Genomic DNA, 19,714 nt, shown 5'->3' with positions numbered 1-19,714 from the left:
CTTCAGGGCACGTAGAAGCGGCGGCGGACCGGGTCCGTACCCTTGGCGTAGGCGGTGGCCTCCGCGTGCAGGGACGCCGCGCGCAGGCAGTGGATCACGTCCAGGGGGTCGACCCTGCGGCGGGCGCCGACGAAGCGGCAGATGTCGCAGAGGTCCTCCTGGGGGCTGCCCGCGTCGTGCAGTGCCTGGAGCACGGAGGGTACCTGCTCGGTCGGTACCCGGGCCGGACTGACCAGCGCCGCCATCGCTATCTCCTGGACGATGGTGAGCTGTTTCGCCCTGAGCACACCCGGCAACGCGATCAGCGCCTCCACGTCGAAGTTCCGTACCACGGCGTCGCGCAGCACATCGTGCAGCGGGTGGTACTCGTCCGCGCCGACGAGGCGGTCGATCAGCCGCATCACCTGTTCCGGGTCGCGCTTGGCCGCCAGTGCCACCACCAGTTTCTGCGACGCCTTCTTGAACGTCCGCCGCTCCAGGCGCCGCCGCAGCACCAGGATGAGTTCGGCTATCTCGCCGCCCTGGGTACGGTGTCCGGCGAACACCTCGATCGCCTCGGTCATCAGCCGCCGGGCCAGCGCCCCGTAGCTCTCGTGGTCCATGATGGCGGCCAGCTCGTCCATCCGCGCGACCGGCCAGATCCGGCAGACCCAGTTGAGCACCGTTGCCTCACCGGCCTGGCAGCGCGGGCGGACCCAGGTGATCAGCGTCCACACCTGCTGCGCGGTGCAGAACTCCGTGAGCGCGCCGAGCAGCCAGGGCAGTTGGCCGTCCATGGCGCCGGGCAGGGCCGTGAAGCGGTCCAGCGTGCTGACCAGCGCGCCGTCGCCTGCGGCGGCCGGATGGGCCGCAAGCCTGCCGACCACCCGGCGCACCAGTGCCCGGGCCAGGTCGTGGAAGCCCAGCTCGGCGAGTCGGCAGGCGACATGGAACACCCGGTCAGGGGGCAGGTCCCGGGCGGCCCGGTTGAGCGTCGCGGCGACCATCAGGTGCTGCTCCGCCTCCTGGAGCAGCCGCATCACCTCGATCGTCTTCTCCACGGCGGACGGCCCGGCCAGTACCAGTCGCCCGGTCACCAGCCCGGCCACCCGCCGCCCGCCGTACCGGTACAACTGGACGGTCATCGCGGCCAGTTGGTCGGGCGTGCGGTGCCGGACCGCGGCGTCCAGCGCCGAATCCAGCATCTCGCCGGTTCCGTCGTGGTGGAGCAGCAACAGCAGCCGGGACAGGTCGCGCACCGACAGCCCCTGCGGCTGCTGCGCCGCGCAGGCCAGCAGCGCGGCCCGCGGCCCGTCGGGCAGCGCGTCCAGTACGGCCAGCAGGAACCTCGGCGGGTGCCGCCGCAGCACGGTGAACCGCAGTAGCTCGGCGAAGTCGGGGTCGGCACCGGCCAGACGCAGCAGCTCGGCCAGTTCTGCCGCGCCCCGGCGGTCGGCGGCGGCCTCCAACAGGGCGTTGCCCAGCTCGCGTTGGCCACCGGCGGCCATGCCCGCCGCCAGTTCGTACAGCTGCGTGGGCGGCGCCAGCGCGGCGACCCGCTCCACCGCGTCCACGGCATCCCGGCGGCGCTCGGGGGGCATGCCCCGGTGGTCGTCCGCCTCCCACAGATGGGTGGCCAGTGCGCTGAGCCGGTCGATCGTCAACGCGTCCAGCACCCGGTCACGTGGCGCGTCGGATCCGGTGCCGCGGCGCAACAGGGCTAACAGCTCCACCAGTTGGTCCGACGTCCAGTCGGCGACCGGCGGCCGGCCGCACAACTCGTCGGCGGCGCTGGCGCATTCCGCGCAGCCGCGCAGCAGCAGCCCGCCGAGCACGACGGCGAAGGTGTCGACGGAGCGGCCGGTCAACGTGTCCAGGACCGCGGGGTTCTGGTGCTGCCGGTGGATCAGGGCGGCGAAGTCGGCGCTGTCGCGTTGGGCGAGCACCCGCTCGGCGGTGGCGGTGGCGTAGCCCGTCTGACCGCCCTTGGCGAACTCGCCGATCAGCGAGGCGATGTCGTCGAGCGTCCGGTGATCGACGAAGCCCGCCAGCAGGCGGTCGACTCCGTCGGGCTGCTCCTGCATGGTCTCGGCGAAGGCCGCGGGTGCCAGGTCGAGCAGCGGGGACAGTTCGGGGGCCGGGTCGGGTTCGTCGGGCCCGGGCCGGTACTCCGGATTGCGTACCAGCACCAGCCGGTCGGCGTCGCCCCGCATGCCGGGCTGCGGCAGGCCGGCGGCCACCATGCGGATCTTGACCGCCTCGAAGACATCGCTGATGGTCAGCTCGGCCGGTCCGTCCGCGATGCCCTGCTCCAGCACCTCCACCAGAGCCCCGGCGAAGCCGGTGTACCCGGTGTCCTTCCACACCGAGCTGGCCTCCACCCGGTATTCGGTGGCCGCCAGGGTGCACACCCCGACCACCTCAAGCGCCGTGTTGTCGCGCCGTGCGCCGAGGAAGGAGTCATCGGCGTAGCAGCAGTCCAGCAACAGCAGCTTCCGCCGCGCCACGGCGTTGCGCAGGATCTCCTTGACCTGCCGGAAGGACAGATGAAGGTTGAAGTAGTCGAAGTCCGAGTCGGACAGGGCGAGTTGCAGTTCGTCGGGGTTGCTCATGAAGCGGCTACCGTGACAGCCGAGGTAGACGATGAGCAGGTCGGTGGGGACCGCGGCGGCTTCCTTCAGGGCATACAGACACTGCCGGACGGTGACATAACCGGTCAGTACGGTGCTGTTGCCGTCGGGGATCGCCCAGATGCCGTTCTCTCCGCTCAGCGCGGCGCACAGCGCCTTGGCGCTACTGGCGAGCGACTCCCGGTTGCCGTAGTGCGGGTCGGGGTACTCGGAGACTCCGATGCTGAGGAGGTAGGCGGCATCCGCTGGGTCAGCCGTCATCGCGGGAGACCACGGGCAGGGGCTCGCCGGGCGCGGTGGTGATGGTGACGGTCACCGGCCCGACCACCACCGTGGTGACCGTGGCGGCGCCGTCCGGCGCCGGGTTCCGCTGGACCTGGGGGGTGGTGTCGACGTTGCGCCCGAAGCGGTTGTGCACCCATCCGGCCACGGCCGCGCACAGTGCCATCAGGTCGGCGGTGGCGCTGATTCCGGTGAGCACCTCGGTCACCAGTTCGCCGCCGAGGTGGTCGGCGGAGGTCTCCGGTTTGTCGAAGTCGAGGGCGAGTTCGGGGTCGGCCTTGGGCAACCACTGGCGCAACAGGCGCAGTTCCTGCGCGGGGTTCGTGCCGTCGCATGTGATGGCGATGTCCAACGGTGGCTCCGCAGGTCCGGTGAAGTTCGGAACACAACCAGCGTACTTACGGTGCCCGTGCTAAGAAGTGGGAACCTGAAAGGAGGGGGTTGACGCTCCGTCGGTAAGCGGGGCGGACAGCGGTGGTCACCCTTGCCGAAGGCTCAAGCACCGCCCACTGGCTCACGGGGGAGATCGATGGCGACGACGACCAGCAGAGACGTCAGCAACACGGCGAGTGACCCCGGTCTGCGCAGGGCCTTGGGCTTCTGGCATCTCACCGGTATCGCGCTCGGCGGCATCCTGGGGTCCGGTTGGCTGCTGACGCCGATGTACGCGGCCCAGGAGGCCGGTCCGGCCGCGCTGCTGACCTGGGTGATCGCGGGTGTGGCACTGTTGCCGATGGCGTTGGTGCTGGTCGAGTTGGGGGCGTCGTACCCGATGTCGGGCGGCCTGGTGCGCTGGCCGTTCCACAGTTCGGGCCGGCTGGTGGGCACGTTCGCCAGCTGGTGCATCTGGCTGGCGTACGCGACCAATCCGCCGGGTGAGGCGTCCGCGGCGATCCTCTACCTTCGGCCGCACTGGCCGTGGCTGTACTCCGGATCGCACCTTTCCGTCTGGGGATATCTGCTCGGCCTCGGGCTGATGGGCGGCTTCGTGCTGCTGAACTGGTTCGGGGTACGGCTGTTCGCCCGGTTCAACCTGCTGATCACCGTCGGGAAGATCGTGGTGCCCACGGTGACGGCGCTGGCGCTGATCGCCGCGCACTTCGACCGGCACAACCTCACCGGGCACGGCGGGATCGCCCCCAACGGCTATCCGGTGGCGCTGACCGCGGTCACCACGGCGGGGGCGCTGTTCGCGTTCACCGGCTTCCAGGCGCCGCTGGACTTCGCGGGTGAGGCGACCGGGGAGCGCCGCGACATCCCGCGCGCGGTGGCGACCGCGCTGCTGGGGTCGCTGGTGCTGTACATGGGGCTGCAACTGGCCTTCCTCGGCGCGGTGCCGCATGCCACTTTGGCGCACGGCTGGTCGGCGGGCATCAACCCGCAGTCGACGTACCTGTATCTGGCGCAGGCGCTCAACCTGTTCTGGCTGTGGGTGCTGCTGTCCGTGGACGCCGTGGCCTCCCCGGCCGGTTCCGCGCTGGTCTACACCGCCGAGGGCAGCCGCGCGGCGTACGCGATGGGGCTGCCGTACTACGGGCTGCTGCCGCAGCGCATCGGCGCGGTGCACGCCAGGTCGGGCATTCCGCGCAACGCCCTGGCGGTGAACTTCGTGCTGGGCGCGTGCTTCCTGGTCTTCCTGCGGGACTGGCCGCACATCATCGCGGTCACCAGCATCCTCACCCTGCTCGGCTACTCGATGAGCCTGGTCTCGGCGCAGGCGTTCCGCCGCTCCGGGCGGCGGATGGCGCGGCTGGTGCCGGGGGTGGCGGTGCTCGCTCCGGCCAGTTTCACCGTCACCGCGTTGATCTTCTACTGGTCGGGCTGGGACCGGCTGCACTACGTGCTGCTGGCGCTGGCGCTGGCCACCGCGATCGGGTACGCGTGGCACGCCTGGGAGCACCGGCGGGACGGCTTCGACTGGCCGGACCTGCTGCACGGCCTGTGGCTGGTGGGCTATCTGGCGGCGCTGACCGCGATGTCGAAGCTGGGCAGCTTCCACGGCCTCGGGGTCATCGCGGCGCCGTACGACTCGATCACCGTCGCGGCGGTCGCGCTGATCAGCTACTTCGGTGGACTCGGCGGCGCGGAGCGCCACTTGAGGCAGTGCGGCACCCAGCGCTATCTGGACGGGACAAGGGCGCGGTGAACCCCCGGTTGGCCAGGGTGATGTCGCCGCCGTAGTGGGCGAGCACCCTGGGATCCATCAGCCGCCGCCACAGCGGCGGACACCAGGCCACCGGGATCAACGCGGCGTACCCGGCGGGCAGTTGCGGCGCGGTGTCCAGGTGGCGCAGCGTCTGGTAGTGACGGGCCGGGCTCACATGGTGGTCGGAGTGCAGTTGCATGTTGAACAGCACGATGTTGCTGACCAGGGTGTTGCTGTTCCAGCAGTGCCGGTGGGCGGGCGGCTCAAAGCGCCCGTCGGGCCGCGCGCGCCGCGGCAGTCCGTAGTGCTCCAGATAGCTGACCGTCTCCGTGACGACGATCCCCACCGCGGCCTGCACCAGCAGGTACGACCAGATCCGCGGCCCGAAGGCGGCCACCGCCAAGCCGTAACACAGCGCGGACAGCGCCCAGCAGCCCAGCACCTCGTTGCGCACGCTCCAGGCGCGTCGGCCGTGCCGGGCGAGGCGCCGGGACTCCAGCACCCACGCGTCGCGCACCCGGCCGACGACGACCCGCGGCAGGTACCGCCAGAAGCCCTCGCCGAGCCGGGAGCTCGACGGGTCCTGCGGGGTGGCGACCATCGCGTGGTGACCGCGGTTGTGCTGGACGTGGTGGTGCCCGTAGAGGCTCTGCGCCAGTGCCACCTTGCCGGTCCAGCGGTCCAACGCCCCACCTCGGTGCCCCAGTTCATGGCCGACGCTGGCCGCCACCCCGCCGACCCAGCCCACGTCCAGCGCCAGCCCCAGGCCGCCGAGCGGGCCCAGGCCGGGCCGGGACCACTGCTGGCAGGCCCACAGCAGCGCCAGGTACTGCAGCGGTACGAAGGCCTACAGGCACCGGCGGTAGTAGGGGTCGCGCTGTAGTTCCGCCGCCCGGTCCCGCGGTGGGCCGACGCAGCGGTCCGCGCCCACCCGCCAGTCGAGCACCGGTACCAGCAGCAGACCGGCCTGCGGCGCCCACCAGCCGTAACCGCCGAGGCCGGTGGCCGCGCCCAGGCCGCCGAGGAAGGGCAGGAACGTGGTGAGAAGTCCCAGTGGCCATAGGCGGCGCTTGGTGTCCCGCCATGGCACCGGCGGTGCGGTCTCAGGTGGCGTCGCGCTCAACGTGCCTCCTTACGGGCCGCGTTGACCTGGGTGGCGGCACGGGTGCGCGGTCCCGGTGCGGGTCGACGCGGCGGTGCAGTCGGGCCAGCGGGGCCGGCGCCCACCAGTTGGCGGCTCCGGCCAGCCGCATCACGGCCGGGACCAGCACACCGCGCACCACGGTGGCGTCCACCAGCACGGCGAGGGCCAGACCGCAGCCGGTGATCTTCAACAGGGTGATGCCGGAGGTGGCGAGCGGCGCGAGCGCGACGGCCACCAGTGTGGCGGCGATGGTGATCAGCCGGCCGGTGCGGGCGACACCGCCGACGATGGCCGCCCGGTGGTCGCCGGTGGCCCGGTACTCCTCGCGGATGCGGGAGATGAGGAACAGCTCGTAGTCCACGGAGAGCGCGAACGCGGCGCCGAACATCAACACCGGTAGCGAGGTGTCCAGTTCACCGGTGACCGTGAAGTCGCCCACCAGCCAGCGCAGTCGGCCGTCCTGGAAGACGTACACCATGGCGCCGAAGCTCGCGCCGAGGCTCAACGCGCCCACCAGCACCGCCTTCAGCGGAATGAGCACCGAGCCGGTGAACAGCATGAGCAGGAGCAGCACACAGCCGACGATGATCGTGGCGGCCGTCGGCAGGACGTCCAGCACCGCGTTCCGGTTGTCCAGTACGCGGGCCGGGCGGCCGGAGACCAGATGCGGTCCTGGTGCGCTCAACGCCCGCAGTTCCTGGACGAGTTGCTCGCCATCGGCCGGTGAGCCGTCGGCGTCCACCGCGAGCCAGGTGGCGCCGTCGGCGATGTACAGCAGTGAGGCGGTGGTGGGGCCGAGCACCCGGTGTCCGGCGCGGTAGGTTCCGGTTCCGGTCAGCACGCGGGAGACGCCGGGCAGTGCGGACACGCGGCTGGCGTACTCCTCCACGGCGTCCTGCTGCTCCACCACGTCGGTGTTCGGCAGCACGACCGCCAGTGCCCTGGTCCACGGCAGGTCGAACTCCCGCTCGATGCGGGCGGCGACCGCGTGGGACTCCACGTCGGCGGGCAGCACGCGTTCGTCGGCGACGCCGAACCGTACGTGCGCGAACGGCGCCGCGAGCGCCAGCAGCAGCACCGTCGCGCCCACGGCGGCGAGCAGCGGGCGGGCGGTGACCGCACGGGCGATCCGCTGCCAGCGCTCGCCGCCGCGCCCGGCCGTACGGCGCAGCCGGGCCAGCGGATCGAACCGGTCGATGCGGTGCCCGACCACGGCCAGCAGGGCGGGCAGCACCGTCACACTGGTCAGCGCGGCCAGCAGCACCACCGTGATGCCCGCCAGGGCCAGTGCGCGCAGGAAGCCCAGGGGGAAGACGAACAGCCCGGAAAGGCAGACCGCGACCGTGGCGGCGGAGAAGGCGATGACGCGGCCCACGGCGTGCATGGTGCGCAGCACGGCCGCCTCGACTCCGTGGCCCGCGCCGAGCTCCTCCCGGTACCGGGTGACCACGAACAGCCCGTAGTCCACGGCGAGTCCGAACCCCAGCGCCGTGGTGATGTTGGCGGCGAACGCGGACACCGGCAGCACCGCCGTCAGCAGCCGCAGCACCGCGAACGTCCCGGCCACCGACAGCGTGCCGACCGTCGCGGGCAGCAGCGCGGCGGTGAGCGACCGGAAGGCGAACAGCAGCACCAGGACGGTCAGCGGCGCGCCGAGCAACTCGGCCCGCAGCAGCTCCTCGTGGCTGAGCCGGGTGGCCTGCGCGATCACCCACGCGGGGCCGGTGGCCGAGACCCGCAACGGCCCGTGCGCACCGGTGTATCGCGGAACCAGGCGTTCCGCGGTGTGCGCCCAGGCGGAGTCGTCGCCGTCCAGATCGGCCAGCAGCAGTGCGGCATGCCCGTCCCTGCTGAGCAGTTGGGGTTGCCGTCCGCTGGTCCAGTACGTGTAGACGCGCCGCACGCCCGGTTCGCGGGCGAGCCGGTCGGCCAGCGTGCGCCCGGCGGACTCGACGGGCGGGTCGGTGGCCCCGGTTGCCGACCTGGCGTACAGCACCAGGCCCGGGATTCCGGCGCCGAACCGGGTGCGCAGCAGCTTCTCGGCGCGTACCGCCTCGGTGCCGTCCGCGATGTATCCGCCGTTGCTCAACCGGCTCTGGGCACCGCTGGCGCACAGCGCGAGCGCGGCGCCCAGCAGCAGCGCGGCCGCCAGAACCCGCCGCGGGCACCGGAGGACCCACCCGGTCAGCACGGTCCCGAGCGGCAGACATCCCCACTTCTTTTTCCGTCGATTCTTCCCCGAAAACGCCGCCGATCCTTTCCGGTTCGGCGTCCGCCAGTCAAAAGCGGTTACGCCATCAGGAGGTTGTACCGCTGCGCCGTGAAGTGTCCTGCGGCGCGGCCGGGTCTATGCTGCCGGGCGCCACGCACAGGAAATACCGTACGAATAGGGGCAGTTATGCCGACCGGCCGTTTCAAGCCGACCGTTTTCCTTCTCACGATCCGCCGCGCCGTCACGTTCCTGGTCACCTTGGGCCTCACCGCGGCCCTCACCGCGACCGGCTACCGGACGGTGACGCCGGTGCGGGCGGTCGCCGCCACGCCCGGGTTGCGGTGCTTCCTGCGCACCGAGCCAGGCAGACCGATCTCCTTCACGCCGGAGGTGAACGCCTTCCCCCGCCGGGTCACCGCCAGCGGTTCCGCGCTGCTCGACCAGTGCTCCTCCGGCACCGGTGAGTTCCGCGACATCGCGTCTGGACGGCTGGTCATCAGGGGGGACGCGGTGGCGAGTTGCTCCCAGGCGACGCGGCTGCGCGGCTGCGCGGCTCGGGGAGGATCACCTGGTACGCCGCTTCCGGCCAGCGCGGGCGAGTGGTGGGCGGTTCGGTGCTGGTCCCGGATGCGCGCGGCGGGCAGGGCTACACCCCGGTGGACTCGCTGCTGACCGGTTCCGTCACCTCGGGGCGGCTCGCCGGGCGGCGGTCCACCGGTACGGCGGTGCCGACCAGCGACGTGCTGGGGTGCGCCAGCCGAGGGGTGCGATCGGTGGCGGGACGCGGATTGCTGTCGTTTAGCTGAGGTTCCGCCGAAGGGAGTAGGCGGTATTTGCCATCGATTCCGGCCGGGTGCCAGGATCACCGCGTTTCCGGGAAATCGTAGGTGCCGTGCGGCGGTCAACCGCCGTGCCCCGTCCGCTTTTTCAGGCGGGCGGCCAGCTGAATTTCGGGTCGGAGAAATCGATGAGGGCAAGCGAATACCAGGCCGGTCCGCCAGAGCGGGCGATCGCGGTGATCGGGGCGGCCTGCCGATTGCCCGGCGGCATCGTGGATCTGGCCGGTCTGTGGGACGCGCTGGTAAACGCGATCTGATCACCGAGGTCCCCGGGGAACGCTTCGACACGACGCAGTTCGTGGACCCCGGCATGCCGCGCCCCGGCAAGAGCTACACCGACGCGGGCGGCTTCCTGACGGACATCGCCGGATTCGACGCCGCCTACTTCGGCATCTCGCCCAAGGAAGCCGCCCAGATGGATCCGCAGCACCGGATGCTGCTGGAGATGGCGGTCGAGGCGTGCGACGGCGCCGGGGTGGCCCCGGCCTCCCTCGCCGGTTCCGACACCGCGGTGTTCGTGGGCATCTCCGACAACTCCTACGGCGCGCTGCAGATGCTCGCGCCGGAGGGCATCAACGCCTACACGATGGCCGGGGCGGCCTCCTCCATCGCCGCCAACCGGCTGTCGCACTTCCTCGACCTGCGCGGCCCCAGCCTCATCGTGGACACCGCCTGCTCGTCCTCGCTGGTGGCACTGGTGCACGCCTGCCAGACGCTGCTGGCCGGAACCAGCCGCACCGCGCTGGTCGGCGGCGTCAACGTACTGCTCAGCCCGTACCACTTCGTGGGCTTCTGCCAGGCGTCCATGCTCTCGCCGACCGGCCGGTGCCGGTCGTTCTCCGCCGGTGCGGACGGGTACGTACGCGCCGAGGGCGGCGGTGTGGTGCTGCTGAAGCGACTGGCGGACGCGCTCGCCGACGGGGACCGGGTGCGCGCCGTGATCGTGGGCAGCGCCGCCAACAGCGACGGCCGCACACCCTTCTACGGCGTGGACCTGACCGCGCTGCTGCACCAACCGGACCTGGCCGCACGGCAGTTCGCGGAGGTCGCCGGGCTCATCAGGTCCGGCCGCTACCGGCCGCTGCCGCACAGCGTCTACCCGGCCTCGCGCATCGACGAGGCCTTCCGGCCGATGCAGCACTCCCGGCACATCGGGAAGGTCGTGGTGGCCTTCGATCCGCTGGACGAGCCGCTGACCGTCGAGCGGCGCGCGGCTGCGCCGCGACTCGATCCGCAGGGCACCTATCTGGTGGCGGGTGGCCTCAGCGGCTTCGGCGCGGCCAGCGCGCGCTGGCTGGCCGACCGGGGTGCCCGGCGGCTGGCCCTTGTCGGCCGCCGCGGCGGGGACAGCCCGGAGGCGCCCGCCCTGCTGGCGGAACTGGCCGAGCGCGGGGTGGGTGCGGTCGTGCACGCGGCCGACGTGACGGACGCGGGGGCGATGCGGCGGATCGTCGCGGAGGCGGACGCGGCGGGGCACCCGTTGCGCGGCGTCGTGCACTCCGCCATGCACCTGGACGACGCGGGGCTGACGGACCTCACAGACGAGCGGTTCCGTGCCGTGCTGGCGCCGAAGCTGGCCGGTGGGGCGGTACTGGACGAGGTGGCCGGAGCAGGGCCGCTGGACCTGTTCCTGGTGTACTCCTCGGCCGCCGCCGTGGGAAACGTGGCGCAGTCCCCGTATGTCGCGCAACGACAGACGGAGGTGGAACACGCGGGCGATACGTTGCCCTCGGCAACGGACTACCCTCGGGGGTGAGAGGGCTTGCTCATGGGCCGGCCGCTCGGGAGGTGAGTGCGCCGACCACGCCGGTGGAAGGGAGCACCGCCCGTGTCTGTCGCATCGCCCACGCCGTTCCCGGCCCCGTTGCCCACCCGTCGCGGCTGCCCGTTCGATCCGCCCGACGGGTACGGCGAGCTGCGGCGCGACCGTCCGATCAGCAGGCTCGCGTTCCCGGACGGAAAGATCGGCTGGCTGCTCACCCGGTACGAGGACGTGCGCGCCGTGCTGGAGGACGTACGGTTCAGTTCCGACCGCCGCCACGCCTCGTCGCCGGTGCGGGCGTTCCCCGTCCGCGACGGCGATCCGCGCATACCGGGCTCGCTGATCGGCATGGATCCGCCCGAGCACACCCGCTACCGCCGCCTGGTGACGCGCTGGTTCACGGTGCGCCGGATGCGCGGGTTGGCGCCGCGCATCGAGCGGATCGTCGCCGACCACCTGGACGCGATGGAGCGCACCGGCCCGCCGGTCGACCTGGTGGAGGCGTTCGCCCGGCCGATCCCGTCACTGGTGATCTGCGAGCTGCTCGGGGTGCCGTACGCCGAGCGGGCCGACTTCCAGCGGTGGACGGCGACCCTGTTCCGGCTGGACGAGCCGAAGGAGTCGGTGTACGCGGCACGGGACGCGCTGTGGGACTACATGCGCTCCCTGGTGACCGTCAAGCGCCAGCTTCCGGACGACGCGTTGCTGTCCCAGCTGATCCACAGCGAGGACCCCTCGGCGGGGCTGACCAACCAGGAACTGACCGGTCTCGGCCAGCTGTTGCTGATCGCCGGGCACGAGACCACGGCCAACATGCTGGCGCTGGGCACCTTCGCCCTGCTGTGCCATCCCGAGCAGGCCCACACCCTGCGCACCCGGCCCGACCTGGTGGACAACGCGGTCGAGGAGCTGCTGCGGTACCTGACCATCGTGCAGTTCGGCGTGGTGCGGGTGGCCAGGGAGGACATCGAGTTCGCCGGAGTGCGGATACTCCAGGGCGAGACGGTGGTCGCGTCGATCGCCGCGGCCAACCGGGACCCCGAGCGCTTCGCCGACCCCGATGAGCTGGACATCACCCGTAGCGCCGCGCACCACATCGCCTTCGGGCACGGCGTCCACCAGTGCCTGGGCCAGCAACTGGCGCGGATGGAGATGCGCGCCGGGTACCCGGCGCTGTTCCAGCGCTTCCCCTCCCTGCGGTTGGCGGTGCCCGCGGACCAGGTGCCGTTGCGCGACGACATGTTCATCTACGGGGTCCACCGGCTCCCCGTCACCTGGCAGGGGTGATCACCATGCGCATCCGGATCGACCGCGGCCGCTGCCAGGGGGCGGGTCAATGTGCCCTGAACGCCCCGGAGTTGTTCGACCAGTCCGACGACGACGGCCTGGTCGTCGTACTCGACGACCGGCCGCCGCCCGCGCTGCGGCACAAGGCCCGGCTGGCCGAACAACTCTGCCCGAACAGCGTCATCCGGGTCCTCGAAGCGGAGGACGACGGCTGACCGTCAGGAGTGCAGCGCGCTTCCCTCGACCCACTGCGACCAGTCGAGGTTGTAGTCGGCGTAGCCGTTGTCCGGAGCGGCGTTCTTCGGCTCGCCCTTGACGGTGACCGGGTCGCCCTGCTTGACCAAGTTGTAGAACCACTTCGCGTCGTCCAGCGACAGGTGGATGCAGCCGTGCGAGTTGTTGTCCACACCGGGGTCGGTGTCTCCGGTGGAGTAGTGGACGTAGGTGCCGGAGTCCGTCAGGTGCACGTCCCAGGGCAGCTTCAGGTCGTAGTAGTTCGGCCCGTTCTTGTCGCACTGGATGCCGACGCTGCACGAGGTCATCTCCACCATCGGCTGCTTGTCGATCACCGCCATGGTGCCGCCCCAGGTGGAGAAGCCCGCCTTGCCGCTGTCCGCGGGCAGCGAGCGCACCAGTTTGCCGTTCTGGTAGACGTTCAGCTTGTGGTTGGCGGTGTCGGAGACCGCCTCGACGTCGTCGCCGATGGTGAAGCTGTGCTCGTAGTTGTGCGTCCCGTAGCGGCCGTTGCCGTCGTTGACGCCGTTGAGGTCGGCGTCAACCGTCACATGCGTGCCGGACTTCCAGAACTGCTGGGGCCGCCAGTCCACCCGCTCGTCGCCGAACCAGTGCCAGGCGCCGGTCACCGACGGGCTGGTGGTGACCTTCAACTGCTTTTCCACCGCGGCCTTCGCGGAGTCGGCCACCGGGTGCGAGAAGACGATCGAGATGGGCATGGCCACCCCGACCACCGCGCCCTTGGCCGGAGTGATCGAGTCCAGCTCCAGCGCCCTGCCCGGTGTCTCCACCGTGAAGTTGACCTGCTGGGTGGCGGGCCTGCCGTTGTGGCCGGGGGTGGTGGCGCTGGCCCGCAGCGTGTAGTTCAGGCCGACGCCGAACGGCGAGTTGGGTGTCCAGGTGCCGCTGGCCGCGTCCAGGGTGCCGGGTATCGCGTCGCCCTTGGAGTCGGCCACCGTTACCGAGGCGAGCTTGCCGTCCTGCACGGAGATCTTCACCGGCTTGTCCGGAACCACGTCCCCGGAGGAGTCCTTCTGCAGGGTCACCGTGATCTTGGCCGGGTCCACGGCCAGGGCCGCCTTCCCCGATCCCTGGCCGTGGGCCGGGGTCGAGCAGGCGCTCACCCCGAGCGCCAGCGCCGTCAGCCCCACCGCGGCCGCCGCGGCACGGCCGCGGTACCCCATGGCCTTGTCCCATCCCCCAACTGTGCGTCGCTTCACGCCTTGCCCCTCGATACGCCCTGCACAACCCCGACAACACCCAGGACACTCGGACCGCGCCTTTCGGTTGCGGTCAACTCGCCCGGAACACAAGACGTTACCGCCGTCGGCTGTGAGTGCTGTCATCCTCGTAACCGAGGCCCCCGGCGCACAGAGACGGAGGAAGAACGACATGTGCCGACTCTTCGGCATGAGCAGCGCGCCGCAACGGGTGGGCGCGGTCTTCTGGCTGCTCCAGGCCCCGGACAGCCTCAGCGCGCAGAGCCGCCGGGACCCGGACGGCACGGGGTTGGGGTTCTACGACGCGTCAGGCACCGCCCATGTGCACAAGGCGCCGATCGCCGCCTACCGGGACCGGGCGTTCGCCGAGGACGCCAGACGGGTGGAGTCGGCCACCTTCGTCGCGCATGTGCGCTACGCCTCCACCGGTGCGCTGTTGGAGCGCAACACGCATCCGTTCCTGCAGCAGGGGCGGCTGTTCGCGCACAACGGTGTCATCGAGGGGCTGGACGCGTTGGACCGGCACCTGGGCGACGACCTCGGCCTGGTGCGCGGTGACACCGACTCGGAGCGGTTCTTCGCGCTGATCACCCGGGAGGCCGCGGCGCACGGCGGCGACGTGGGCGCGGGCATCGAGCACGCGGCGCGCTGGATCGCCGAGAACCTGCCGGTGTTCGCGCTCAACCTGGTGCTGATCACCCCCGGGGAGTTGTGGGCGCTGCGCTATCCGGACACCCACGAGCTGTACGTGCTGGAGCGCGGCACCGGCCGCCACCTGGAACACACCGGCAGCGGCGGCCGACTGCGGGTACGCTCCTACGACCTCGCCGACACCCCGGCCGTGGTGGTCGCCAGTGAACGGCTGGACGACAACCCAGCCTGGCGAGACCTGGGTTCCGGTGAACTCCTGCACGTCGGCCCCGGTCCGCGGGCCACGTACCGGCAGGTGCTGCCGCAACCGCCAGCGCACCGGCTGACCCTGGACGACCTACGCCCCGAGGCCGCCGCCTCACAGCGCACCGGGTAGCGCGATGGGCACCTCGTCGGCCGGAGCGCGTTCTGGGATGATCCTCCAAGGGCGGATGGTTGGACCACCATGCGCAACGCAACAGCCGGATAACTGGGGGCAGTCCATGGGAGCCAAGCATCGCCTTCTCGGGGTCGTAGCGGCGTTTTCCACCGCGCTCGGGGTGGCCGCCTGCGGCCCCACGGCCGCGCACGGCAGTCCTGCGGGGCCCCCGGACCCGCCCCGCGCCAGCCATGCCAGCCTTCCGGCCAGCCCGGCGGCGGCGAACGGCTCCGCGCCCAGCTGCCGTACCCGCGCGCTGCGTTGGAGCTTCACCCTGCTCCAACTCCCCGACGCCCAGCTGTCGGCGGTCAACCGGGGCAAGGGCCGCTGTGTGTTCGGCGGCTTCCCGGTGGTGGCCGTGCACAACGGCAAGGCCAACGCGGTCAACGGCGTCGGCCGCGGTCGGCCCGCGGCCGTCACCCTGTCCAGGGGCGCGGGTGTGACGTTCGACCTGCGGTACACCCCCAGGGGTGCGAAGGGCGCCAGCGACCTGTGCGTCAGCGAGAGCGAGGCGGTGGTACGCGCACCGCACGACATGGTGCGCGCGGACGTGCCGATCACCGACCCCCGCCACCGGAAGGCCAAGTTCCGCGCCTGCGGGGAGACGATGCAGGTCACCACCCTGGCGGCCGCGCAGAGCCCATCAGGCGGTTCGGTAGCGCCCTGAGGGGGCGCGGGGCTGTGTTCACATGCGGCTCCGCCGCGTGGGCGCGACCAGCCACAAGGGTGCCGCGGACGATCGACGGCACATCGCCCGCACTGTCAGCGGAGCGCCTAACCGTGTATGCGGCGGTGGGCCAACGCCCACCAGATCTCGGCCAGATCGGCCGGATCGCGCAGGCTGGTGCCCGTCGCCTCCTCGAACCGGCGCAGCCGGTTGCGCAGCGTGTTCGGGTGCACGAACAAGGTCCGCGCCGCCGCCTCCACCCGCATCCCGTACCGCAGGTACGCCGCGACCGCCTCCTCCAGCTGGGCGCCCTCCTCGCCGCGCTCACGCAGCGGGGCCAGCCGCTGCTCCACCAGCTGTCGACCGAGCGCGGGCGCGCTGACCACCGCCGCCCGCAGGCCCAGCTCCTCGCGGGTGAACACGCCAACGAGGCCGAAACCCACGGCGGTTGTCAGCGCCTGGGTGGCCTGGGTGAACTCCGCGGCGAGCCGGTACGGCTCCACCCCGGCGCCCAGTCCGACGACCAGATGGCGCCGCAGCCCGCACGGCCGGGCGACCAGCAATCCGGCCACGTCCCCGTCCACCACGGTGACCAGCGCCCCGCCCGTCGTGTCCACCGCGAGCCAGGGCCGCAGCAGCTCCACCACCTCGGCCGGTACCGTGCCGCCGGAGGCCGAACGGGCCCGGAACGGCAGCCGGACGGCCGCCTGGTCGAGACCGTCACCGTCGGCCGAGGCGGCGGCCGGGTCCAGCAGCAGGGTGCGCACATACGCCTCGCGCCGCCGGTCCGCCCGCTGCCCGTCACCGTTGGCCCGGCGGACCAGGTGCACGGTGATCGCACCGGCCCAGGCCCATACGCTCTCCCCGACCGCCAGCAGTTCCTCGGCGGGCGCCTGGCGCTTGGCCATCTCCGCCTGGAAGCGGGACCACACGGTGTCCACACCGATCCGGTACGCCGCGATGACGTCCTCGACCCTGGGCGCGTACTCCGGCGGCCAACCGCCGCGCTGCCCGAAGTCCGGGTCGGTGCCGGGTAGTTGGGCCAGCCGCCGCACCGCCGATATCCCGCCCGCCAGCGCCCGGCGCACCCGCAGCTTCAGCAGCCCGGGCGGGACCGCCGCGTACGAGGGCAGCCGTGTCCTGAGGCGTCCCGCGACCACCTCGACCAGCTGGTCGAGGTCGGTGTGCAGCGCGGCGACGGCCTCCTGCACCGTTGTGGAAACCTCCACGCCGTCCTGGCTCAACTCGCTGTCCTTCTCCATGGCTCCCCAAGATCACCGACCGTCATGCTATGGGAGTCCGTTCACCCTCCGGAGGGACCTCTTCATGGCCGTTCCCTGGCGCCGCATAGCGGTGCCCGCCGCAGCGCTCGGCGTGCTCGTGCCCGCCGCACTCGGCGCCCACGCGCTGCTGCCATCCCTGGACGACCCCGGCCGGACCGCGGTGGCGGCCGACGCCAGCCCCTCGGCGAGCACCGCACCGGACGTCCCGCTGGACGCCCCGGTGGACAGCGCCGACGCGGGGGCGGCGGTCGCCGAGACACCCGGCAACACGCCGTCCGGCAACGGGAGTTCCGCGCCGGTGCGGCTGTCCTCGTACGACGCCCGAAGCCATCGCGCGGTGCTCAGCGCGCCGAAGGCCGCATCGGTGCGCACCGGTGATGTGATCGCCTCCGCGCCGAGCCGTACCGCGCCGTCCGGGGCGCTGTTCAAGGTGGCGAAGGTCGTCAGGGCGGCCAAGGGCCACACGGAGGTGGCCACCGCCCCGGCGACCGTCTCGGAACTGCTCGGCGACCAGCGGGTCGACAAGCGAGCCGCGCTGGCGCCGCGTCAGCTGAAGGTCAGGCCGCTGTCCGCGGGCGTCACGACGAAGGACGACTCGCGGCAGACCCCGTCGGCGTCCCCGCAACACCCCACGCTCCGCCTGGCGTTGGACGTGCCGCTGCCCAGCGGCGTCGAGGCGACCGACCGTTCCCCGGCCCGGCTGGGCGGCGAGGTGGACTTCAGCCCCGAGCTGGTCTTCCAGTACGAGCGCGGCGCCCACAGCGCACTGCCCGAGCGCGCCGCGGTCGGCCTCGGCGGTACCTACGGGTACGGCTGGAGCCTGCACGGCAAGGTGCCGGGCCACGTTGACACCGGTACCGTCTCGGTGCCGCTGGCCGCGGTGAGCGGTCAGTACACCTTCTGGGTGGGACCGGTGCCGGTGGTGGTCAGCGCCGAGGTGACCTTCTCCTACCGGTTCTCGGCGGACGGCCGCATCGTCCTCGACGCCGAGCAGCACACCACGGGATCGTTCACCGTGGGGGCGCGCTACGACCGTACGCGCGGCTGGCAGCCGCTGCACGAGGTGGACCAGCGCACCGAGGGCGGTCAGCCGCGGATCGCCGGTGCCGCCACCGCGACAGCCCGGATCGGGGCGCAGGCTTCCGTGTTCCTGTACGGCGCGGCGGGCGTGGGCGGCGATCTGTCCGTCTACCTCAAGGGCCAGGCGTCCGCGGCCAACGACGGCAGGCCCGGTTGGGCGCTGTACGCGGGTTACGACCTGAGCACCCAACTCACGCTACGGCTGCGGATCTTCGGCGTCGAACTGGTCGATCTGCACACCACGCCGTTCGCCCTGCACGACGAACGGAAGCTGTGCGGCGAGGGCAAGCCGTAGCGGGGTTCCCGGGGTTCGCCCCGGGAACCCCAACGGCGCTACCGCCGGGCCCGCGGCGCCGTCTGGTACGGCGCCGCGGCGTGCTGCGCGGCGTACATCAACGCGGGCTTCATCTTGGGCCAGAAGTAGCTGTCCTGGCAGGAGAACGGCGGGGTGAACCCGTCGCAGCCGCGGTTGTCGACATCGCCGATCTCGATGGTGAAGCTGGCCAGACCGAGCTTGTCGTACGTCCAGTCGTCGGTGCCGCCGGAGGCGTTGTAGAGGATCTCACCGGCCTGGCCCGACTGGTAGCCGGTGATCGACCCCATCTGTCCGGCCAGGGCGCGCAGCGCGGCGTCGTTGCCGGTGTGGACGCTGCTGTCGTACTCCCAGGGGAAGAGCACCATGCTGGCGTCGCTGTGCAGGGTGATCATCATGCCCCGGGTGTCGGCGGGCGACGGGTCCGAGTCGCCGGTGCCGGTGCGCACCGCCGGGTAGAGCTGGCGGAACAGCCCTTCCAGCGCGGTGTTCTCCACCTCCGAGTCGGCGGCCGGGCCGAGGTAGACCTCGTCGCACGGCTGGTCCGAGGTGCCGGTGGTGCCCCAGTGGGTGCCCGCGTTGCGGTTGAGGTCGACGCCGATCTGGCCGCCCTGGCCGCACGAGGAACCGTCTGAGTCATCGGCGTTCTTGCGCTGCAGGACGGGGTTGTCGCCGCCTTGTGCGACCATGTCGACGCCGTCCGGGTTGGCGATCGGCACCACCCACATCTCGGTGGTGTCCATCAGCTTGGTGATGTCCGGGTCCTTGCCGTAGTCGTTGGTCAGCTCGTCGATCCAGCGCCAGGAGACCTCTCCGGTGGTGATCTCCCGGGCGTGGATCTGGCTCATCAGGAAGAACCGCGGCTTGGGCGAGCCGGGGTTGAGCTGGCAGTCGCCCTGCTGCCGCTTGGTGACGCAGATCGCCTTCAGGTCATGGCCGCCCATGCCGTTCTGCTTGAGCCAGGACTGGCCGTAGGTGACGACCGTGGCCAGGTCCGGGTGCTGCGAGGCGACCTGGTCCATGTGCGCGTAGTGGGCGTCCACGGTGTGGTATCCGCCGTCGTACGTGCCACTGGTGTCCGCGGGTACGGCACGGGGGGTCGGGCGCTTCGCCGCCTTGACGACGGTGGGGGCGAAGCCGAGGTGTCTGAGCTGCTCGCCGGTCGTGCGGTCGCCGAGCACGAACAGGTCGTTGCCCTGGCGGCGTTCCATGAGGTCGTATCCGGCACGCATCAACGTCTGGGCGTCCTGCGGACGGTGGGTGCGGACGCGGTAGACGACGGCCGTGTCCTGGGTGGCCGCGTGCGGGGCTTGCGGGGAGTTGGTGCGGGCGATGGCTAACGATGCCTGCGGGAGCGTGGCCGCGGCGACCGCGACCACCGCTCCGGCGGCTATGCCCGCCAGGCGTTTCCGGGACAGGGACATGCGATTGGCCTTCCGTGGGGGGATGGCTGCGCGTGCACGACGGCCTTGCATTGTTGCCGCGTACACGTCAGAACCATGGGCATGATGGCATGCTCACAGCCCACACAGAAGAGGCGAGTTCGAATCCCACCGGTCAGCCCCCG

The 19,714-nt window shown here is 71.6% G+C and carries 17 protein-coding genes and 1 pseudogene; 9 read left to right on the top strand and 9 right to left on the bottom strand.

Features of this window, described 5'->3' with window-relative positions; all coding sequences use genetic code 11:
* Positions 1 to 2: 2 nt before the first annotated feature.
* Both NON19_RS05775 and NON19_RS05770 read right to left on the bottom strand, forming a co-directional pair.
* On the bottom strand, positions 3 to 2,870 hold the full coding sequence (locus NON19_RS05775; RefSeq protein ID WP_255925530.1) for a caspase family protein: 2,868 nt from the start codon (positions 2,868 to 2,870) through the stop codon (positions 3 to 5).
* Positions 2,860 to 3,243 (bottom strand): hypothetical protein, encoded by a 384-nt coding sequence (locus NON19_RS05770; RefSeq protein WP_255925529.1) that lies wholly within the window; start codon positions 3,241 to 3,243, stop codon positions 2,860 to 2,862. The genes NON19_RS05775 and NON19_RS05770 overlap by 11 nt, the downstream gene beginning before the upstream one ends.
* Before the next feature lie 177 nt (positions 3,244 to 3,420).
* Here NON19_RS05770 and NON19_RS05765 point away from each other — a divergent pair, with 177 nt between their 5' ends.
* Positions 3,421 to 5,037 (top strand): APC family permease, encoded by a 1,617-nt coding sequence (locus NON19_RS05765; protein ID WP_255925528.1) that lies wholly within the window; start codon positions 3,421 to 3,423, stop codon positions 5,035 to 5,037.
* Here the strand turns inward: NON19_RS05765 and NON19_RS05760 are convergent.
* From NON19_RS05760 to NON19_RS05745, 4 genes are all read right to left on the bottom strand, one after another.
* Positions 4,949 to 5,785 carry an alkane 1-monooxygenase gene (locus NON19_RS05760; RefSeq protein WP_255925527.1) on the bottom strand — a complete coding sequence of 279 codons (837 nt, stop codon included), beginning with the start codon at positions 5,783 to 5,785 and terminating at the stop codon, positions 4,949 to 4,951. The two genes, NON19_RS05765 and NON19_RS05760, sit on opposite strands and share 89 nt — an antisense overlap.
* A 99-nt stretch (positions 5,786 to 5,884) precedes the next feature.
* The gene (locus tag NON19_RS05755; RefSeq protein WP_255925526.1) at positions 5,885 to 6,160 is read right to left on the bottom strand and encodes a hypothetical protein; all 276 of its coding nucleotides are present in this window, start codon (positions 6,158 to 6,160) and stop codon (positions 5,885 to 5,887) included.
* On the bottom strand, positions 6,141 to 8,372 hold the full coding sequence (locus NON19_RS05750; protein ID WP_255925525.1) for an MMPL family transporter: 2,232 nt from the start codon (positions 8,370 to 8,372) through the stop codon (positions 6,141 to 6,143). The genes NON19_RS05755 and NON19_RS05750 overlap by 20 nt, the downstream gene beginning before the upstream one ends.
* A 311-nt stretch (positions 8,373 to 8,683) precedes the next feature.
* Complete coding sequence (locus NON19_RS05745; RefSeq protein ID WP_255925524.1) at positions 8,684 to 8,890, bottom strand: hypothetical protein; 207 nt, start codon at positions 8,888 to 8,890, stop codon at positions 8,684 to 8,686.
* 21 nt (positions 8,891 to 8,911) lie between these two features.
* Between NON19_RS05745 and NON19_RS05740 the strand changes: the two genes are divergently transcribed.
* The 5 genes and pseudogenes from NON19_RS05740 to NON19_RS05720 all read left to right on the top strand — a co-directional run bounded on the left by NON19_RS05740 (position 8,912) and on the right by NON19_RS05720 (position 12,496).
* Positions 8,912 to 9,199 carry a hypothetical protein gene (locus NON19_RS05740; RefSeq protein ID WP_255925523.1) on the top strand — a complete coding sequence of 96 codons (288 nt, stop codon included), beginning with the start codon at positions 8,912 to 8,914 and terminating at the stop codon, positions 9,197 to 9,199.
* A 161-nt stretch (positions 9,200 to 9,360) separates the two neighbouring features.
* Positions 9,361 to 10,340: pseudogene (locus NON19_RS33585) on the top strand (beta-ketoacyl [acyl carrier protein] synthase domain-containing protein); the annotation flags it as partial.
* A gap of 24 nt (positions 10,341 to 10,364) precedes the next feature.
* Complete coding sequence (locus NON19_RS33580; RefSeq protein WP_255925672.1) at positions 10,365 to 10,988, top strand: beta-ketoacyl reductase; 624 nt, start codon at positions 10,365 to 10,367, stop codon at positions 10,986 to 10,988.
* A gap of 72 nt (positions 10,989 to 11,060) precedes the next feature.
* Positions 11,061 to 12,281, top strand: a complete 1,221-nt coding sequence (locus tag NON19_RS05725) for a cytochrome P450 (RefSeq protein WP_255925522.1) — start codon at positions 11,061 to 11,063, stop codon at positions 12,279 to 12,281.
* A gap of 5 nt (positions 12,282 to 12,286) precedes the next feature.
* Positions 12,287 to 12,496 (top strand): ferredoxin, encoded by a 210-nt coding sequence (locus NON19_RS05720; protein WP_255925521.1) that lies wholly within the window; start codon positions 12,287 to 12,289, stop codon positions 12,494 to 12,496.
* A 3-nt stretch (positions 12,497 to 12,499) separates the two neighbouring features.
* On the opposite strand, the gene NON19_RS05715 is transcribed toward NON19_RS05720, so the two are convergent.
* On the bottom strand, positions 12,500 to 13,735 hold the full coding sequence (locus NON19_RS05715) for a L,D-transpeptidase (protein WP_308213653.1): 1,236 nt from the start codon (positions 13,733 to 13,735) through the stop codon (positions 12,500 to 12,502).
* A gap of 172 nt (positions 13,736 to 13,907) precedes the next feature.
* On the opposite strand from NON19_RS05715, the gene NON19_RS05710 reads away from it, so the two are divergent.
* Both NON19_RS05710 and NON19_RS05705 read left to right on the top strand, forming a co-directional pair.
* Complete coding sequence (locus NON19_RS05710) at positions 13,908 to 14,762, top strand: class II glutamine amidotransferase (RefSeq protein WP_255925520.1); 855 nt, start codon at positions 13,908 to 13,910, stop codon at positions 14,760 to 14,762.
* 106 nt (positions 14,763 to 14,868) lie between these two features.
* Entirely contained in the window at positions 14,869 to 15,471 is a 603-nt protein-coding gene (locus tag NON19_RS05705) for a DUF4232 domain-containing protein (protein WP_255925519.1), read from the top strand.
* A 107-nt stretch (positions 15,472 to 15,578) separates the two neighbouring features.
* Here NON19_RS05705 and NON19_RS05700 read toward each other — a convergent pair whose 3' ends face one another.
* On the bottom strand, positions 15,579 to 16,733 hold the full coding sequence (locus tag NON19_RS05700; RefSeq protein WP_255925518.1) for a PucR family transcriptional regulator: 1,155 nt from the start codon (positions 16,731 to 16,733) through the stop codon (positions 15,579 to 15,581).
* Positions 16,734 to 16,797: 64 nt separating this feature from the next.
* Here NON19_RS05700 and NON19_RS05695 point away from each other — a divergent pair, with 64 nt between their 5' ends.
* The gene (locus tag NON19_RS05695) at positions 16,798 to 18,129 is read left to right on the top strand and encodes a hypothetical protein (RefSeq protein ID WP_255925517.1); all 1,332 of its coding nucleotides are present in this window, start codon (positions 16,798 to 16,800) and stop codon (positions 18,127 to 18,129) included.
* A gap of 38 nt (positions 18,130 to 18,167) precedes the next feature.
* Here NON19_RS05695 and NON19_RS05690 read toward each other — a convergent pair whose 3' ends face one another.
* Positions 18,168 to 19,571, bottom strand: a complete 1,404-nt coding sequence (locus NON19_RS05690; RefSeq protein ID WP_255925516.1) for a M14 family zinc carboxypeptidase — start codon at positions 19,569 to 19,571, stop codon at positions 18,168 to 18,170.
* Between the last annotated feature and the right edge of the window lie 143 nt (positions 19,572 to 19,714).

The organism is Streptantibioticus rubrisoli, from assembly GCF_024436055.1.
GTDB classification, from domain to species: Bacteria; Actinomycetota; Actinomycetes; order Streptomycetales; family Streptomycetaceae; genus Streptantibioticus_A; species Streptantibioticus_A rubrisoli.
This window is presented reverse-complemented; position numbering and strand designations above follow the sequence as displayed.

Coding starts and splice junctions, on each gene's coding strand:
- NON19_RS05710 (WP_255925520.1), top strand. CDS start 13,908: ATGTGCCGACTCTTCGGCATGAGCAGCGCGCCGCAACGGGTGGGCGCG.
- NON19_RS05695 (WP_255925517.1), top strand. CDS start 16,798: ATGGCCGTTCCCTGGCGCCGCATAGCGGTGCCCGCCGCAGCGCTCGGC.
- NON19_RS05700 (WP_255925518.1), bottom strand. CDS start 16,733: ATGGAGAAGGACAGCGAGTTGAGCCAGGACGGCGTGGAGGTTTCCACA.
- NON19_RS05765 (WP_255925528.1), top strand. CDS start 3,421: ATGGCGACGACGACCAGCAGAGACGTCAGCAACACGGCGAGTGACCCC.
- NON19_RS05690 (WP_255925516.1), bottom strand. CDS start 19,571: ATGTCCCTGTCCCGGAAACGCCTGGCGGGCATAGCCGCCGGAGCGGTG.
- NON19_RS05745 (WP_255925524.1), bottom strand. CDS start 8,890: ATGACCAGCCGTCCAGACGCGATGTCGCGGAACTCACCGGTGCCGGAG.
- NON19_RS05775 (WP_255925530.1), bottom strand. CDS start 2,870: ATGACGGCTGACCCAGCGGATGCCGCCTACCTCCTCAGCATCGGAGTC.
- NON19_RS05705 (WP_255925519.1), top strand. CDS start 14,869: ATGGGAGCCAAGCATCGCCTTCTCGGGGTCGTAGCGGCGTTTTCCACC.
- NON19_RS05720 (WP_255925521.1), top strand. CDS start 12,287: ATGCGCATCCGGATCGACCGCGGCCGCTGCCAGGGGGCGGGTCAATGT.
- NON19_RS33580 (WP_255925672.1), top strand. CDS start 10,365: ATGCAGCACTCCCGGCACATCGGGAAGGTCGTGGTGGCCTTCGATCCG.